General features: G+C 67.7%; 17 protein-coding genes. 13 read left to right on the top strand and 4 right to left on the bottom strand.

The window, feature by feature from the left end:
• Window positions 1-242 precede the first annotated feature (242 nt).
• The 10 genes from J2P76_RS13560 (at window position 243) to J2P76_RS13515 (ending at window position 9206) form a co-directional block, all read left to right on the top strand.
• Window positions 243-3158 (top strand): monovalent cation/H+ antiporter subunit A, encoded by a 2916-nt coding sequence (locus tag J2P76_RS13560; protein ID WP_207408224.1) that lies wholly within the window; start codon window positions 243-245, stop codon window positions 3156-3158.
• Window positions 3158-3502 (top strand): Na+/H+ antiporter subunit C, encoded by a 345-nt coding sequence (locus J2P76_RS13555; RefSeq protein ID WP_207408223.1) that lies wholly within the window; start codon window positions 3158-3160, stop codon window positions 3500-3502. Before J2P76_RS13560 ends, J2P76_RS13555 begins: the two co-directional genes overlap by 1 nt.
• On the top strand, window positions 3499-5124 hold the full coding sequence (locus J2P76_RS13550) for a monovalent cation/H+ antiporter subunit D (protein WP_207408222.1): 1626 nt from the start codon (window positions 3499-3501) through the stop codon (window positions 5122-5124). The genes J2P76_RS13555 and J2P76_RS13550 overlap by 4 nt, the downstream gene beginning before the upstream one ends.
• Complete coding sequence (locus J2P76_RS13545) at window positions 5124-5600, top strand: Na+/H+ antiporter subunit E (protein ID WP_207408221.1); 477 nt, start codon at window positions 5124-5126, stop codon at window positions 5598-5600. The genes J2P76_RS13550 and J2P76_RS13545 overlap by 1 nt, the downstream gene beginning before the upstream one ends.
• Complete coding sequence (locus J2P76_RS13540; RefSeq protein WP_207408220.1) at window positions 5597-5878, top strand: K+/H+ antiporter subunit F; 282 nt, start codon at window positions 5597-5599, stop codon at window positions 5876-5878. Before J2P76_RS13545 ends, J2P76_RS13540 begins: the two co-directional genes overlap by 4 nt.
• Window positions 5875-6246: a monovalent cation/H(+) antiporter subunit G gene (mnhG, locus tag J2P76_RS13535; protein WP_207408219.1), complete on the top strand. Its 372-nt coding sequence runs from the start codon at window positions 5875-5877 to the stop codon at window positions 6244-6246. Before J2P76_RS13540 ends, mnhG begins: the two co-directional genes overlap by 4 nt.
• A gap of 85 nt (window positions 6247-6331) precedes the next feature.
• Entirely contained in the window at window positions 6332-6787 is a 456-nt protein-coding gene (locus J2P76_RS13530) for a hypothetical protein (RefSeq protein ID WP_207408218.1), read from the top strand.
• Window positions 6788-6872: 85 nt separating this feature from the next.
• Entirely contained in the window at window positions 6873-7721 is an 849-nt protein-coding gene (locus tag J2P76_RS13525; protein ID WP_207408217.1) for an HAD family hydrolase, read from the top strand.
• A 52-nt stretch (window positions 7722-7773) separates the two neighbouring features.
• Complete coding sequence (gene tadA, locus J2P76_RS13520; protein WP_207409208.1) at window positions 7774-8223, top strand: tRNA adenosine(34) deaminase TadA; 450 nt, start codon at window positions 7774-7776, stop codon at window positions 8221-8223.
• A complete protein-coding gene (locus J2P76_RS13515; protein ID WP_207408216.1) occupies window positions 8220-9206 on the top strand; it encodes an LD-carboxypeptidase in 987 nt (328 codons plus the stop codon). The genes tadA and J2P76_RS13515 overlap by 4 nt, the downstream gene beginning before the upstream one ends.
• Window positions 9207-9221: 15 nt before the next feature.
• Here the strand turns inward: J2P76_RS13515 and J2P76_RS13510 are convergent, their stop codons facing one another.
• The 4 genes from J2P76_RS13510 to J2P76_RS13495 form a co-directional block, all read right to left on the bottom strand.
• Entirely contained in the window at window positions 9222-10016 is a 795-nt protein-coding gene (locus J2P76_RS13510) for an enoyl-CoA hydratase/isomerase family protein (RefSeq protein WP_207408215.1), read from the bottom strand.
• Window positions 10017-10045: 29 nt separating this feature from the next.
• The gene (locus tag J2P76_RS13505) at window positions 10046-11974 is read right to left on the bottom strand and encodes a TRAP transporter large permease (RefSeq protein ID WP_207408214.1); all 1929 of its coding nucleotides are present in this window, start codon (window positions 11972-11974) and stop codon (window positions 10046-10048) included.
• Complete coding sequence (locus tag J2P76_RS13500) at window positions 11971-12594, bottom strand: TRAP transporter small permease subunit (RefSeq protein WP_207408213.1); 624 nt, start codon at window positions 12592-12594, stop codon at window positions 11971-11973. The genes J2P76_RS13505 and J2P76_RS13500 overlap by 4 nt, the downstream gene beginning before the upstream one ends.
• Before the next feature lie 124 nt (window positions 12595-12718).
• Window positions 12719-13840 carry a TRAP transporter substrate-binding protein gene (locus J2P76_RS13495; RefSeq protein ID WP_207408212.1) on the bottom strand — a complete coding sequence of 374 codons (1122 nt, stop codon included), beginning with the start codon at window positions 13838-13840 and terminating at the stop codon, window positions 12719-12721.
• 26 nt (window positions 13841-13866) lie between these two features.
• On the opposite strand from J2P76_RS13495, the gene J2P76_RS13490 reads away from it, so the two are divergent.
• The 3 genes from J2P76_RS13490 to J2P76_RS13480 all read left to right on the top strand — a co-directional run bounded on the left by J2P76_RS13490 (window position 13867) and on the right by J2P76_RS13480 (window position 16737).
• Window positions 13867-14019 (top strand): hypothetical protein, encoded by a 153-nt coding sequence (locus J2P76_RS13490; RefSeq protein WP_207408211.1) that lies wholly within the window; start codon window positions 13867-13869, stop codon window positions 14017-14019.
• Between the two features lie 222 nt (window positions 14020-14241).
• Entirely contained in the window at window positions 14242-15846 is a 1605-nt protein-coding gene (locus J2P76_RS13485; RefSeq protein ID WP_207408210.1) for an ABC-F family ATPase, read from the top strand.
• Window positions 15847-15978: 132 nt separating this feature from the next.
• Window positions 15979-16737, top strand: a complete 759-nt coding sequence (locus J2P76_RS13480) for an ABC transporter ATP-binding protein (protein ID WP_207408209.1) — start codon at window positions 15979-15981, stop codon at window positions 16735-16737.
• The last annotated feature ends 35 nt before the right edge of the window (window positions 16738-16772 follow it).

Below are 16772 nucleotides of genomic sequence, written 5' to 3'. Positions count from 1 at the left end.
CATTCCGCCATAACGGGTCGGATGCGCGCGCATTATTGCACTAGGCAATCCCCGCGCCGTGCGAACCTTACAAGAATCTGATATTTTTCGGGGTGGATTCCTGGCCGGCTTCTTCGACGCGCTGGCGTCGCGGTCGCGGCGTCGCTGCAACGGCGCGCCACGCCGGGCTTCCGAGTAACGCCACCCTGGCCGTATGCTTGGCTCACGCCCACGAGACAAGCCGCTGGTCCTCCCGGAACGCCATGTCGCTGATTCTCATCCTCGCTCTGCCGTTTGCCGGCAGCCTGTGCGCCGCGCTGCTGCCGTCCAACGCCCGCAATGCCGAGGCCTGGCTGGCCGGCCTTACCGCGCTGGCATGCATGCTGCTGGTGGCCGGCCTGTACCCGCAGGTTGCCGACGGCGGCGTAATCCGGGCCGACCTGGCGTGGGCGCCGGCGCTGGGCCTGCAGTTCACCCTGCGCATGGACGGCTACGCCTGGCTGTTCGCGCTGATCGTCTCGGGCATGGGCGCGCTGGTGGTGCTGTACGCGCGGTACTACATGTCGCCCGAAGACCCGGTGCCGCGCTTCTTCTCGTTTTTCCTGGCCTTCATGGCCGCCATGCTGGGCGTGGTGCTGTCGGGCAACCTGATCCAGCTGGTGCTGTTCTGGGAAATGACCAGCCTGGCGTCGTTCATGCTGATCGCCTATTGGCACCACCGGCTCGACGCCAAGCGGGGCGCGCGCATGGCGCTCACCGTCACCGGCGCGGGCGGGCTGTGCCTGCTGGCCGGCGTGCTCATCCTGGGCCACATCGTCGGCAGCTACGACCTCGACCGCGTACTCGCGTCCGGCGACCTGGTGCGGGCCGATCCCTGGTACCCGGCCGTGGTCGCCCTGGTGGCGCTGGGCGCGCTGACCAAAAGCGCGCAGTTTCCCTTCCAGTTCTGGCTGCCCAACGCCATGGCCGCGCCCACGCCGGTGTCGGCCTACCTGCATTCGGCCACCATGGTGAAGGCCGGCGTGTTCCTGCTGGCGCGCTTCTGGCCGGTGCTGGCCGGCACCGAAGAATGGTTCTGGATCATCGGCGGGGCGGGGCTGTGCTCGCTGGTGCTGGGGGCCTACGCGGCGATCTTCCAGCAAGACATGAAAGGCGTGCTGGCCTATTCCACCATCAGCCACCTGGGCCTGATCACGCTGCTGCTGGGCATGAACAGCTCGCTGGGGCTGGTGGCGGCCATCTTCCACATGGTCAACCACGCCACCTTCAAGGCGTCGCTGTTCATGGCGGCCGGCATCGTCGACCACGAAACCGGCACGCGCGACCTGGGCCGGCTCAGCGGCCTGCGGCGCGCCATGCCCATCACCGCCACGCTGGCCATGGTGGCGGCTGCGGCCATGGCCGGGGTGCCGCTGCTCAACGGCTTCATCTCGAAAGAAATGTTCTTCGCCGAGACCACCTTCGTCAGCGGCGACCCGCTCATCCAGTACGGCCTGCCGGCGCTGGCGGTGCTGGCCAGCGCCTTCAGCGTGGCCTATTCGCTGCGCTTCATCCTGCAGGTCTTCTTCGGTCCGTCCGCCCGCGACCTGCCGCGCGCGCCGCACGAACCGCCGCGCTGGATGCTGGTACCCAGTGGCCTGCTGGTGCTGATGTGCCTGGTGGTGGGCGTGATTCCCGGCATCACCGTCGGCCCCTTCCTGCACGCCGCCGCCCAGAGTGTGCTGGGCTCCAACATGCCGGAATACAGCCTGGCGGTATGGCACGGCCTGAACCTGCCGCTGGTCATGAGCTTCGCGGCCATGGTGGCGGGCATAGCGCTGTACCTGGCGCTGCGGGCGCGCCAGCAGGCGCAGCCGGGGCGGGTGCCGTTCATTTACCGGCTCGACGGCCGGCGCTCGTTCGAGTTCCTGCTCGACTACTCCAGCGTGGCGGCCGGCTGGCTGCTGGGCCGCGTCGCCTCGCCGCGCCTGCAGGTGCAGATGGTGCTGATCGTGGTCGGCGCGCTGCTGGTGGCCTGGCTGCCGCTGCACCATGGCCGCTGGAACGATGCCCCGGCTCCGGTCACGGCGCTCGATCCGGCCTTTGCCGTGCTCTGGATCGTGGGCGGCATCTGCGCGGTCGGCACGGCCTTCCAGGCCAAGTACCACCGCCTGGCCGCGCTCATCCTGGCGGGCGGGGCCGGGCTGGCCACCTGTCTGACTTTCGTCTGGTTTTCGGCGCCCGACCTCGCCCTGACGCAACTGGCCGTCGAAGTGGTCACGGTGGTGCTGCTGCTTTCCGGGCTGCGCTGGCTGCCGCGCCGCATCGAGGGCAGCCTCGACGGCGAACGGCACGAAACGCGCGCGCGCCTGCGGCGCACCCGCGACGTGATCATCGCCGCGGTCGCGGGCACGTCGGTGGCGGCGCTGGCCTACGCCATGCTGACGCGCTCGCCGCGGCAGACCATCTCGTCCTTCTTTGTCGACAAGGCCCTGCCGGAAGGCGGCGGCACCAACGTGGTCAATGTCATCCTGGTCGACTTCCGCGGCTTCGATACGCTGGGCGAAATCACCGTGGTAGGCATCGTCGCGCTCACCGTATACGCCTTGCTGCGCCGCTTCCGGCCGGCCCCCGAAAGCGCCGACCTGCCGCTGCAGCAGCGCGACCCGGCCAGCGCGCCCAGCGCGGCGCCCGACATCCAGGCGGAACTGCCCGATGGCGCGATGGCGCTGCCGGCGGTGCTGGTGCGCCTGCTGCTGCCCGTGGCGGCCATGGTGTCGGCCTACCTGCTGCTGCGCGGCCACAACCAGCCGGGCGGCGGCTTTGTGGGCGGCCTGGTCATGGCCACGGCGGTGATCCTGCAATACATGGTGGGCGGCGTCTACTGGGTCGAGTCGCGCAGCCGCCTCAACCCCCAGCACTGGATCGGGCTGGGCCTGCTGTGCGCCGGCCTTACCGCCACGTCGGCCTGGCTGGCCGCGCGGCCGTTCCTGTCGGCGCTGGCCTGGGATGTCCCGGTGCCGCTGCTCGGGCACATCCATCTTTCCACCGTGCTGCTGTTCGACGTGGGCGTTTATATGCTGGTGGTCGGCGGCACCTTGCTGGTGCTGGTTGCGCTGGCCCACCAATCACTGCGCGCGCAGCGCAAGGCGGCGGCCGAAGCCCAGGCAGCCGCGCAAGAAGCCGGAGGTACCGCCTGATGGAATTGATATACGCCGCCGCTATCGGCGTGCTGGCCGGATCCGGCGTGTGGCTGATTCTGCGGCCGCGCACCTTCCAGCTCATCATGGGGCTGACGCTGGTCTCGTACGCCGTCAACCTGTTCATTTTCGGCATCGGCCGGCTGACGGTCGGCCGCCCGCCGGTCATCGACCCGGCGGTGGCGCCCGACCCGGCCGCGATGGCCGATCCGCTGCCCCAGGCGCTGGTGCTTACCGCCATCGTCATCGGCTTCGCCACCACCGCGCTGTTCCTGGTGGTGCTGCTGGCCTCGCGCGGCCTCACCGGCACTGACCATGTCGATGGCAGGGAGTCGGAATCTTGATCGACTGGCTGCAACACGCGCCCATCTATCCCATCGCGGTGCCGCTGATCGCCGGCGCGGCGATGCTGCTGCTGGCCGACACCCGCCGCGGCCTGCGGGCCGGCATCGCGGTGGCGTCGGGGCTGGCCCAGCTGGCCGCCGCCATCGCCCTGCTGGCGCTGGCGGCCGGGGCAGGGGGGCACTGGCCCACAGGCGTCGGCGTCTACCTGCCCGGCGACTGGCCGGCGCCGTTCGGCATCGTGCTGGTGGTCGACCGGCTGTCGGCCATCATGCTGGCGCTCAATGCGGTGCTGGGGCTGGCGGCGCTGATCTACTCGCTGGCGCGCTGGGATCGCCTGGGCGTGCATTTCCACCCCTTGTTCCAGTTCCTGCTGATGGGCCTGAACGGCGCCTTCCTCACGGGCGATCTGTTCAACCTGTTCGTGTTCTTCGAGGTGCTGCTGGCCGCGTCCTACGGCCTGCTGCTGCATGGCTCGGGCGCGGCGCGGGTCAGCGCCGGGCTGCACTACATCGTCGTCAACCTGGTGGCGTCGTTCCTGCTGCTGATCAGCATCGCGCCCATCTACGGCGTGACCGGCACCCTGAACCTGGCCGACCTGGCGGTGCGCGCGGGCACGCTGGACGGCAGCGAGCGGCTGCTGTTCGAGGCCGGCGCCGCCGTGCTGGGCATCGCCTTCCTGGTCAAGGCCGGGGCGTGGCCGCTGAACTTCTGGCTGGTGCGCGGCTACGGATCGGCCAGCGCGCCGGTGGCGGCGGTATTTTCCATCATGACCAAGGTCGGCATTTATGCCTTGCTGCGCATCGGCTCGCTGCTGCTGCCCACCGGCGCGCCGGCCGCCTTCAGCCTCGACTGGATGTTCGCCGCCGGGCTGGCCACGCTGGTGTTCGGCGCCATCGGCCTGCTGGCCACGCAGCAGCTCGAACAAATGGTGGGCTATTGCGTCATCATCTCGGCCGGCACGCTGCTGACCGCGCTGGGCATGCCCGGCGTCACCCTGACTGGGCCGGCGCTGTTCTACCTGCTCAGCTCGGTGCTGACCACCGGCGCCTTTTTCATGCTGGTCGAACTGGTCGAGCGCACGCGCACATTCGGCGCCAATGTGCTGGCCGTCACCATGGACATGTTCGACCTCGATGACCCCGAAGCGCCCAACCGTTCCGACGACGTGGTCGGCGTGGCCATCCCGGCGGCCATGGCCTTCCTGGGCCTGGCCTTCGTGTCGTGCGCCTTGCTGGTCACCGGCCTGCCGCCGCTGTCGGGCTTCGTGGCCAAGTTCTCGCTGCTGTCGGCGGCGGTCAGCGCGGCCAATGCATCGGTGCAGCCGGCCGACGCCTGGGTCCTGGTGGCCGCGGTGCTGGTGTCCGGCCTGGCCGGCATCGTGGCGTTCGGCCGCGCCGGCATCCGCATCTTCTGGAGCGCCGACGAGCGCAGCACGCCGCGCCTGCGCCTCAGCGAAGCCGGCCCGGTGGCCGTGCTGATCCTGCTGTGCGTGGGCCTGGCGGCCGGGGCCGGGCCGGTGTCGGCCTACCTGGACGAAGCCGCCCGCGTGCTCGACCAGCCGGCGCTGTATATCGACGCGGTGCTGTCGGCCGGCACCGTGCGCAACCTGGAGGGCCAGTGATGCGGCGCGCGTACCTGCTGTTGCTGCCTGCGGTGCTGCTGGCTCTGTGGCTGCTGCTCAACGAGTCGCTGTCGGCGGGGCAGGTGGCGCTGGGCCTGTTCCTGGCGCTGTGGCTGGGCTTCGCGGCCAGCCGCCTGCGGCCGTTGCGCAGCCGGCCGCACAAGCTGTGGCTGCTGCCCGGCCTGGTCTGGCGCGTGGCGGTCGACATCGTGCGCTCGAATATCGCGGTGGGCAGGCTGATCCTCGACTTCCGGCGCGAATTCTCGCCCGGCTACGTGCACATCCCGCTCGAGCTGCGCGATCCGCATGCGCGCGCGCTGCTGGGCTGCATCCTGACCTACACGCCCGGCACGGTATGGGTGGATGTGTCCGACGACACCCTGACGCTGCACGTGCTCGACCTGGAAAACGAACAGGCCTGGATCGACCTGATCAAGCGGCGCTACGAGCGCACCCTGAAGGAGATCTTCGAATGAACCTCGTCCTGTACTGGGCCGCGTCGTTCGCCTTGCTGTGCTTTGTGCTGGGCATGGCGTGCGGCACCGTGCGGCTGGTGCGCGGGCCCACCGCGCAAGACCGCGTGCTGGCGCTCGACGCGCTTTACATCAACGGCATGCTGGCCGCGCTGACCTTCGGCGTGCGCTCGGGCACGCCGGTGTATTTCGACGTGGCGCTGCTGATCGCCCTGTTCGGGTTCGTGGGCGCCACCGCCATGGCCAAGTTCCTGCTGCGCGGCGAGGTAATCGAACCATGAACGCCGACATCCCCCTGTGGGCGGGCATTCCCGCCAGCATCCTGCTGGTGGCGGGCGGCCTGCTGGCCCTGGTCGGCTCGGCCGGGCTGCTGCGCTTCAATAATTTCTTCTGCCGCATCCATGCGCCCACCCTGGGCAACACCATGGGCGCCGGCTGCGTGCTGGTGGCGTCGATCCTGGTTTTTTCGGCGCTGCAGCAGCGGCCGGTGGTGCACGAAATCCTGATCACGCTGTTGTTGTTCATCTCATCGCCGGTGACCGCCATGCTGCTGATGCGCGCGGCGGTCTACCGCGACCGGCGCCGGCGCGGTGAATCGTATCCGACCGCTACGCCGCCTGGGGCAGGTAACCGCCAGACGGATTTGTAACATCTGCATTCCTTATTGGCCGCTGCTTTCCCGTACCGTAAATAGACGGCCGCGCCCGGCGCGGCAACGCAACAAGGAGCGGAAGATGAACATGCGACGTATGCAGAAACTGTACTGCGCCCTGATGTTGGGCGCGGGGGGCCTGGCCGGCATGACGGCCGCCCAGGCAGCCGGCGCGGCGGCGTCCGGCTCTGTGCAATCCCAGTACCAATACGACGTGCAGCGCTGCAACAGCGGCCAGACCAACCAGGACCGGGCTACCTGCCTGCGGGAAGCCGGGGCGGCGCGCGAAGAGGCGCAGCGCAAGCGCCTGGACAACGGCCAGTCGGCCAATTACGGCGCCAACGCCACGGCCCGCTGCAACAACCTGCCGCAGACCCAGCGCGCGGACTGCATGCGCCAGATGTCGTCGCCCACCAGCGTGAAGGGCAGCATCGAAAGCGGCGGCGTGCTGCGCGAAACCGTGATCCCGGTGCCGCCGGGCGCGGCCCCCGGCACGACCGCGCCGGGCATGCCCGCCACGCCCGTGCCGGTGCAGTAGGGCGGCGGGCCGGACGGGGGCCGCGGCACCGCCCGCGGCCGCAATCAGGCAAAATGTCGCCTATTGACGACTTTCCGCCGCATCCATGTCCGACGTCATCGCCCTGATATTCGATTTCGACGATACGCTGGCCCCCGACAGCACGTCCGGCTTCCTGGACAGCATGGGGGTGGACACGGCCGCCTTCTGGAAAGACAAGGTCGACCCGCTGCTGTCCAGCCAGGACTGGGACCCGGTGCCGGCCTATCTGCACCAGATGATTGAGCTCTCGCGCAGCGGCGCGCACGGGCTCATCACGCAGCAGCGCCTGGCACAGTGGGGCGCCAGCCTGCCGCTGCACGATGGCGTGCCCACGCTGTTCCAGCGGCTGCGCGCCGCGGTGCGGGCTGAGCACCCGCAGGTGCAGCTCGAGTTCTACCTGATTTCCAGCGGCATCGGCGACGTGGTGCGCGCCACGCCCATCGCCCACGAATTCACCGAAATCTGGGCCTCCGAATTCGTCTACGGCGCCGACGGCGGCATTGAATTCCCGCGCCGGCTGGTCAGCTTTACCGACAAGACCCGCTACCTGTTCCATATCCAGAAAGGCATCATCGGACGCGAATTCCGCAACAAGCCCTTCGAGGTCAACCGCAAGGTGCCCGAAGACCGCCTGCGCGTGCCGTTCGACCAGATGGTCTTTGTCGGCGACGGCTACACCGATATTCCGTGTTTTTCGCTGATCCGCCGCGCCGGCGGCTTCGCTTTCGGCGTATGGGATCCCAAGCACCGCGACAAGCGCAGCCGGGCCTGGGGCTTCATCGAAGAAGGGCGCGTGTCCAACCTGAACCAGGCGCGCTACGACGAGAATGCCGAGCTGTACCAATGGCTGGAAGAGGCCGTCACCAGCCTGGCGGGGCGCATCGCCCTGAAATCGCGGGTGTACCGTGGCTGACGCCGGCCTGGCGCCGCTACCGGCCGCGCCGCAGCCCGGCGACACCGACATGATGGCCCTGGCGCTGCGCCAGGCCGAAGCCGCCGGGCAGGCCGGCGAAGTGCCGGTGGGCGCCGTGGTGGTCGATGCGCAGGGGCGGGTGCTGGGCGCCGGCTACAACCGCACCATCACCGACAGCGACCCCACCGCTCACGCCGAGATCGTGGCGCTGCGCGCCGCCGCGAAACAGCTGGGCAATTACCGGCTGCCGGGCCTCAGCCTGTACGTCACGCTGGAACCCTGCGTCATGTGCATCGGCGCCATGCTGCACGCGCGGCTGGCGCGGGTGGTCTATGGCGCCGCCGACCCCAAGACCGGCGCCTGCGGCAGCGTGCTCGACGTGGGCGCGGTCGTGCGCCTCAATCATCACACTACCATTACCGGCGGCGTGCTGGCCGAACCGTGCGGCGACCTGCTGCGCCAGTTCTTCCGCGTGCGCCGCGCCAAGGAATCCCTTTCATGAGCACCCCGCATCACCCCGCGCATGGGCAGCATGGCCATGTTTGCGCCGAAGACTGCGGCCACGGGCAGCATGGCCACGGCCCGGCGCCCGCCGCTGGCGGCATCTACCTGATTTCGCCGTCCTCGGCCGTGCGCGATCCGGCCACCGTGCAGCGCGCCTGCCGGCGCCTGGCGCAGGAGGGCTTCCAGACCACTGTCGACCGCGCCGCGCTGGCGGTGCGGCAGCGCTTCGCCGGCACCGAAAAGCAGCGCCTGGCCGGCCTGGCGCGCGCCATCCGCCAGAAGCACCCCATTGTCATGGTCACGCGCGGCGGTTACGGCCTGAGCCGGCTGCTGCCCGACATCGACTGGCGCGCCATGGCCGACAGCGGCAAGCGCTTCGTGGGCATGAGCGACTTCACGGCGTTCAACCTGGCGCTGCTGGCGCAGACCGGCGCGGTCAGCTATTCGGGCGCCACGGCGGTGGCCGATTTCGGCGGCGACCAGGTCGACGACCTGACCGCCGCGCTGTTCGGCGAACTGATGCGCGGCGAACTCGAGATCCTGAGTTTCGAAACGCCGGACGCCGACCCGGTGGACTGCCGCGGCGTGCTGTGGGGCGGCAACCTGGCCACGCTGGTCTCGCTGCTGGGCACGCCGTACATGCCGCGCGTGCGCGGCGGCATCCTGTTCCTGGAAGACGTGGCCGAGCACCCGTACCGCGTCGAGCGCATGCTGGCGCAGCTGTGGCAGGCGGGCGTGCTGCAGCGGCAGAAGGCCATTGTGCTGGGCTATTTCACCAACTACCGCCTGGCGCCGCACGATGCCGGCTACGACATGCCGGAAGTGCTGAAGTGGCTGCGCCGCACGGTGAAAGTGCCGGTGGTCACGGGGCTGCCGTATGGGCACATCGACACCAAGGCGACCCTGCCCATCGGCAAGAAGGTGGGCCTGGCCACCGAGCCGGGCATGGCGCACCTGGTCATCGACGAGCACCGCCACTAGCCAGGCGCCCGCGCCTTACTCCTGTTCTTGCGGCACCCAGCGCGGCGCGCGCTTTTCCAGGAAGGCCGCGATGCCTTCGCATCCGTCTTCCGTGGCGCGCTGCGCGGCCAGGCGGGCGGCGGTGTCTTCCAGCACCGCGGCATCGATGGGCCGGCCCGACAATTCGCGGATCAGGCGCTTCGATTCCGCCAGGGCCTGCGGCGAGGCCAGCATGAAGCTGCCCAGCAGGGCATTGATGCGGGCGTCCAGTTCGTCGGCTTCGCACAGCTCGTGCACCAGGCCCATGCGCCAGGCCTCGGCAGCCTCGAACACTTCGGCGCTCAGGAACCAGCGGCTGGCCGCACGCGCGCCGATGGCCCGCAGAATGTACGGCGAGATCATGGCCGGTATCAGCCCCAGCCGGGTCTCGGTCAGGGCGAAGCGCGCCTCGCGAGCCGCCACGGCAATGTCGCACGCCGCCGCCAGCCCCATGCCGCCCGCCATGCAGGCGCCATGCACCCGCGCGATGGTGGGTTTGGGGCAGGTATGGATGGTGTGCAGCAGCGTGGCCATGGCCAGCGCGTCGGCCCGGTTGTCGGCCTGGCTGGCCTGCGCGCTGCGGCGCATGGCGTTGAGGTCGGCGCCGGCGCAGAAGGCCTTGCCGCGGCCGGCCAGCACGATGGCGCGCACTTCGCTGTCGTCGCCCAGGGTCATGAACGTTTCGGTCAGCTCGGCGATCAGGCGCGCATCCAGCGCGTTGCGCACATCGGGCCGGGCCAGCCAGACCACCGCGGTCTGGGGCCCGTACGCAACTTCCAGCGTTTGCAGCATTTGCGGGTTCCTTCAAGGGCAGGTGAAGCTCAACGGTACAACAGGGTGGGCAGCCACAGGCCGATTTCCGGAAACACATACAGCAGGAAAATCGCCACCACCTGGATAAGCATGAACGGCATCATGCCCAGGAAAATCTGGTTCAGCGTCACGTGCGGCGGCGATATGCCCTTCAGATAGAAGGCCGACATGGCCACGGGCGGCGACAGGAACGCCGTCTGCAGGTTCAGCGCCACCAGCAGGCCGAAGAGCAGCGGGTCGATGTCGAAGGTGATCAGCAGCGGCACGAAGATCGGCATGAAAATCACGATGATCTCGGTCCATTCCAGCGGCCAGCCCAGCAAAAAGATGATGGCCTGCGCCAGCAGCATGAACTGGATCTGCGTCAGCCCCAGCGACATCACCCATTCTTCGATGATGCGCTGCCCGCCCAGCAGCGCGAACGCCGCCGAGAAAATCGACGACCCGACGAACAGCCAGCACACCATGGCGCTGGTCTTGGCGGTGAGAAAGACGGATTCCTTCAGTACGGGCATGTTCAGGCGGCGGTAGGCCAGCGCCAGCAGGGCGCCGCCCATGGCGCCCATGGCCGCCGCCTCGCTGGGCGTGGCCAGGCCGAAGGTGATCGAGCCCAGCACCGCGGCGATCATCAGCGCCAGCGGGAAGAACGAGCCCATCAGCATCTTGAAGATCTCCAGCCGCGCCCAGGTCAGCAGGGCGTAGAAGACCGCCAGCAGCGCCAGGCAGATGCCGAAGAATATCCAGTAGCCGTCGGGCGCCGGTTCGCGCGCCGGCCCGGATTCGGCGGCCGGTTCGCCCGGCGCCGCCGCGTCCGCGCCGGGCGCGGCCGGCGTGCCGGGCGGCTCGGCCACGCCGCCGTCGGCCGGCGGAGGCTCGGCCAGCCCGCCGTCTTCCATGGGCGGCTCGGCCAGGCCGCTGCTGTAGTCGCCGCCGCCGCCCAGGCGCAATTCATCGGGTATCTCGTACACCGCCGGCGGCTCGGTCACCATGTAGTACACCGACCCGGTCAGCACCACGAAGGCCATCAGCGGGGCCAGCGCCAGCATCATGTTGCGCGACAGGAAACGCATCGACACGGCGCTGTTGCGGCGGCCCTTGAACATCGCGGCCAGCATGCCGGTCATGGCATGCGTGTAGCCCTGCCGCGACAGGGCCTCGGCGCCGGCCGGCAGGGCGATGCGCCGCTCTTCGGCCGTCAGCGGCGGCGCCATGTCGGGCCGCAGCTTGGCCACCACCATCACGTACGTCACGTACAGGCCGGCCAGCATCAGGCCGGGGAAGAACGCGCCGGCATAGAGCTGCACCACCGACACGCCGGTGGTGGCGCCATAGACGATCAGCATCACCGAGGGCGGCAGCAGGATGCCCAGGCAGCCGCCCGCGGTAATCGAGCCCGCCGTCAGGCGTACGCTGTAGCCCGCTTTCAGCATGGCCGGCATGGCCAGCAGCCCCATCAGCGTCACCACCGCGCCGACGATGCCGGTGGCGGTGGCGAAGATGGCGCAGGTGGTCAGGGTGGCCACCGCCAGCGCGCCGGGCAGCCGCGCCAGGGCCAGGTGCATGGACCGGAACAGCTTCTCGATCAGGTTGGCGCGCTCGACCAGATAGCCCATGAACACGAACAGGGGCACCGAGATCAGCGAGTCGTTGGTCATGGTGGCATAGGTGCGCTGTACCATCAGGTCCAGCGTCTGCCGCACCGAATGCTGGGCGTCCGCGTTTTGCAGGTAATAGGCCAGGAAGGTGAAGATCACCCCCATGCCCATCAGCGTGAACGCGGTGGGAAAGCCCAGCATGATCGCCACCACGATCAGCGCCAGCATCAGCAGCCCCAGGTGGCCGGTGGTGATGTCGTGCCAGGGCGTCAGGAAGCCGATCATCGCCACCACGATGCCGATGCAGCTCAGGCCGAACCACAGTGCCTTGTGGATCTTCATTTGGCCTTCTCCTCATCGGTGACAAAACGGTCCAGCTCGGCGATGTCCTCGTCTTTGACGTGCACCATTTCCTTGAGCTTGTCGACGTCCACTTCCTCCACGTCCTCGGCGCGCGACGGCCAGGCGCCATGGCGCAGGCACAAGGCGCAGCGCGCGATCTCGGCCAGGCCCTGCAGCAGCAGGAACGCGCCCGCAATGGGAATGAACGACTTGAAGGGATAGATGGGCGGCCCGTCCGCCATCAGCGACGAATGCTCGCGGATGGCGATGGATTCGCCCGCGTAGTACCAGCCGGCCCACACCATCGCCACCACGCCCGGAATGAAGAACGCGATGTACAGGATGATGTCCAGCCCGGCCTGCACCCGCGGCGGCAGGAAGCCGTACAGGATATCGCCGCGCACGTGGCCGTTCTTGGCCAGCGTGTACGCGCCGGCCATCATGAACAACACGCCGTAGTACATCAGCTGCAGATCGAAAGCCCATGCGCTGGGGGTGTTGAACAAATACCGGGCCATCACTTCCCAGCATATGTGCACGGTCAGTATCACGATGAGCCAGGCGAAAGCCTGGCCCACGAAGGTGGACAGGCGGTCCACCATGCGTATCAGCTTGAGCATCGGGCGCAATCCAGATCAGAAAATAGGGCGGCGGCAACGGCGCACCCGCCTGCCGGGCCGGATACGGGATCCGGCCCGGGACAGGCGGGTGCAAGGCCGCGGCAGTGCATCAGCCGGCGGCAGGTCAGGCCGAAGGCTTGCGCGCGAAGTAGTGGTTGAACGCCATCCGGAAGTTCACGGACGTGTCGTTGTGCCAGCGTCCGGCCCGCTGGGCGAACGCGCGCTGCGAGTCCAGCACCTTCTTGAACAGCGGATTCTCGGCCGACCGCTTCTCGATCATGTCGTCCCAGATCTTGAGCTGCTGCTGCAGGATGGCGTCGGGCGTCTTGTAGAACTTGACCTTGTGGTCCTTCTGCAGCTTGATGTAGTCGGCGGAATAGCGGTCGGCCGCCTTCCACGACATGTCGGCGCTGGCGGCCTGGGCCGCATAGGCCAGCACGTGCTTCAGGTGCTTGGGCAGCGATTCGTATTTGTTCTTGTTGAACAGGATCTCGAACTGTTCGGCGCTCTGGTGAAAGCTCTGCAGCATGCAGATCTTGGACACGTCCTGGAAGCCCAGCGCCAGGTCGGACGAGGCGTTGTTGAATTCGGCGCCATCGAGCAGCCCGCGGTCCAGGGCCGGCACGATTTCGCCGCCGGGCAGGGCGTTCACGGCCGCGCCCATGGCCGTATACATGTCGATGGCCAGCCCCACGGTGCGGAACTTCAGGCCCTTGACGTCATCCGACTTGGTGACCGGCTTGTTGAACCAGCCGAACGGCTGGGTCGGCATCGGGCCGTACATCATCGAAACCACGTTCACGCCCATGGCTTTCTGGATCTCGGTCAGCAATTCCTTGCCGCCGCCATATTCATGCCAGGCCAGCAGCATGTTGGCGTCCATGCCGAACGACGGCCCCGAGCCCCACAGGGCCACGGCGGTATTCTTGCCGTACCAGTAGGCCACCACGCCATGGCCGCCGTCCAGGGTGCCGGCCGATACGGCATCGAGCAGGTCGAAAGCCTTGACCACCGCGCCGGCGGGCAGCACTTCGATCTTCAGCTGGCCTTCGGCCATGTCATTGACTTTGCGGGCGTAATCCTGCGCGAACTCGTGGAAGATGTCGTTGGACGGCCAGGTGCTCTGGAAGCGCAGGGAAATGGGCGAGCCCTGGGCGCGGCTGACGGCGGGAAATCCCAGCGCCGCGGCGCCGACCGAGGTGGCGCCAGCGATGAAGCGACGGCGGGAGGAGGTGGGGTGTTGCATGGCTTGTTGTCTCCGGAGTGGACTGCATGAACCAGCTTGTTGTGAACAACTTGTGGGGCAGCATGAAGCAAGAACAAAGCGCAATGCATGGTGCGGGGCGGCCGGATGTGGCGCTGGTAGCGCAAACATGGGACGCCTCCGGATTAAACCGTGCTGAACGTAATCTGACAATTGTCTGACGGTCGGGAATAACCCCTATGGGGCCGAGGGACGGTTTTGTGCTTGTTGCTTGAGGCTTGAAGTTTGTGGTGCCGGCCCGCCCTTGCCGCCTGGGCGGGCGGCGCCCGGGGAATGCAAACGGGCCGGGCCGGCCTCCGTGTCTCGACGGGAAACCGGTACTTGCTACACTACCGGGTTTAGCCTGCGCGTTCGCGGGCGCTTCGACTTTCTATATACAAGCCGTGATTTCTACTGCCAATCTCACTATCCAGTTCGGCCCCAAGCCCCTTTTCGAGAACGTCAGCGTCAAGTTCGGGGAAGGCAACCGATATGGTCTGATCGGGGCCAACGGCTCGGGCAAGTCGACTTTCATGAAAATCATCGGCGGCGACCTCGAATCGTCGGCCGGCAATGTCTCGCTGGAACCCGGCGTGCGGCTGGGCAAGCTGCGCCAGGACCAGTTCGCCTTCGAAGACCAGCGCGTGCTCGACGTCGTGATGATGGGCCACACCGAAATGTGGGCCGCCATGACCGAGCGCGACGCCATCTACGCCAACCCCGAGGCCACCGAAGACGACTACATGCGCGCGGCCGAACTCGAGGCCAAGTTCGCCGAGTACGACGGCTACACCGCCGAGGCCCGCGCCGGCGAACTGCTGCTGGGCCTGGAATTCGGCGTCGACCAGCACCAGCTGCCCATGCGCGAAATCGCCCCGGGCTGGAAGCTGCGCGTGCTGCTGGCCCAGGCGCTGTTCTCGAACCCCGACGTGCTGCTGCTCGACGAGCCCACCAACAACCTCGACATCAACACCATCCGCTGGCTTGAAACCGTGCTCAACGGCTACCAGAGCACCATGATCATCATCAGCCACGACCGCCACTTCCTGAACCAGGTGTGCACCCACATGGCCGACCTGGATTATGGCGAGATCCGCATCTATCCGGGCAACTACGACGACTACATGCTGGCCTCCACGCAGGCCCGCGAACGCCTGGTGGCCAACAACGCCAAGGCCAAAGAGCGCGTGGCCGAGCTCCAGGACTTCGTGCGCCGCTTCTCGGCTAACAAGTCCAAGTCGCGCCAGGCCACTTCGCGCCTGAAGCAGATCGACCGCATCAAGGCCGAGCAGGTCGTGGTCAAGCCGTCGTCGCGCCAGAACCCGTACATCCGCTTCGAGCAGAACAAGGTCATGCACCGCCTGGCCGCCACCATCGAAGGCCTGTCCAAGTCGTACGACGCGCCGGTCATCCGCGATTTCTCGGCCATGATCGACGCCGGCGAGAAAATCGCCATCATCGGCGCCAACGGCGTGGGCAAGACCACGCTGCTGCGCATGCTGGCGGGCGACCTGGCGGCCGATTCGGGCTCCATCAAGTGGTCCGACAACGCCGACCTGGGCTACATGGCGCAAGACGTCTCCGACCAGTTCCAGCAAACCGACATCAACCTGTTCGACTGGATGGGCGAATACCGCCAGCCGGGCGACGACGACCAGTCCATCCGCTCGGTGCTGGGCCGCCTGCTGTTCTCGGCCGACGACCTGCCCAAGGCCCCCAAGGTGCTGTCGGGCGGCGAAAAGAACCGCATGACGTTCGGCCGTCTGATGTTGGGCCGGCACAACGTCATGCTGCTCGACGAGCCCACCAACCACCTGGACATGGAATCCATCGAATCGCTGCAATTCGCGCTCGAAAAATACCAGGGCACCCTGATCTTCGTGTCGCACGACCGCGAGTTCGTGTCCGGCCTGGCCACCCGCGTCATCGAGATCCTGCCCAGCGGCGAAATCGTCGATTACCGTGGCGGCTACGAAGACTACCTGGCCTCGCGCGGCATCGAAGGCTAGGGCGGACGGGGCGGCCGTATTTTCATATAACTAGAAGTTGTTAATGCATTATGAAAATATAGTTTGGGTTCATATAACAGGTTGTTAGATTAGGGTTTCCCTATTCCACGCCCCCGCGCGCGAGCCTGTCACATGAACCTTACCTTCGACCACGTCCACAAGAACTTCGGCGCACTGCAGGTCGTGGACGGGTTTTCCAGCGAATTCAAGACTGGCGAGCTGGTCGCCCTGGTGGGGCCGTCGGGCTGCGGCAAATCAACCCTGCTGCACATGGCGGCCGGCCTGGAAAAGCCCAGCCAGGGCCAGGTGCTGGCCGACGGCAAGCCGGTGGCCGGGCCGCACCCCAGCCGCACCCTGGTGTTCCAGGAACATGCGCTGTACCCCTGGCTGACGCTGCGCGACAACGTGGCGCTGGCGCTCGAATTCCAGAACGTGCCCAAGGCCGATGCGCGCCAGAAGGCCGTGGCCTGGCTGGCCCGGGTCGGCCTGGCCGGCTTTGAAAACTATTACCCGCAACAGGTATCGGGCGGCATGCGCCAGCGCGCGGCGCTGGCCCGCGCCTTCATCGCCCAGCCCAAGACCATGCTGATGGACGAACCGTTCGGCGCGCTGGACGCGCTGACCCGCCTCAGCCTGCAAGACGTGCTGCGGCAGCTGATCCAGCAGGAAAAACCTTCGGTGCTGCTGGTCACCCACGACGTCGACGAGGCCCTGTTCCTGGCCGACCGCATCGTGGTCTTCAGCCAGCGCCCGGCGCGGGTGCTGCGCGAATTCAACCTCAAGCACCGCCGCAAGACGCACGACCTGTCCGACCTGGCCGGCGAAAAGCGCGAAATTCTCAGCCTGCTGGGCATCCAGGTCGCCGAAGGCGACGTGGCGCTGGCGGCCTGACCGCCCGCCGCGGCCCCGCGGCGGGACTCGCGGCC

This window comes from Bordetella petrii, from assembly GCF_017356245.1.
GTDB classification, from domain to species: domain Bacteria; phylum Pseudomonadota; class Gammaproteobacteria; order Burkholderiales; family Burkholderiaceae_B; genus Bordetella_A; species Bordetella_A petrii_D.
The sequence above is the reverse complement of the archived record's forward strand: the minus strand, read 5'-3'. Positions and strand labels throughout refer to the sequence as shown.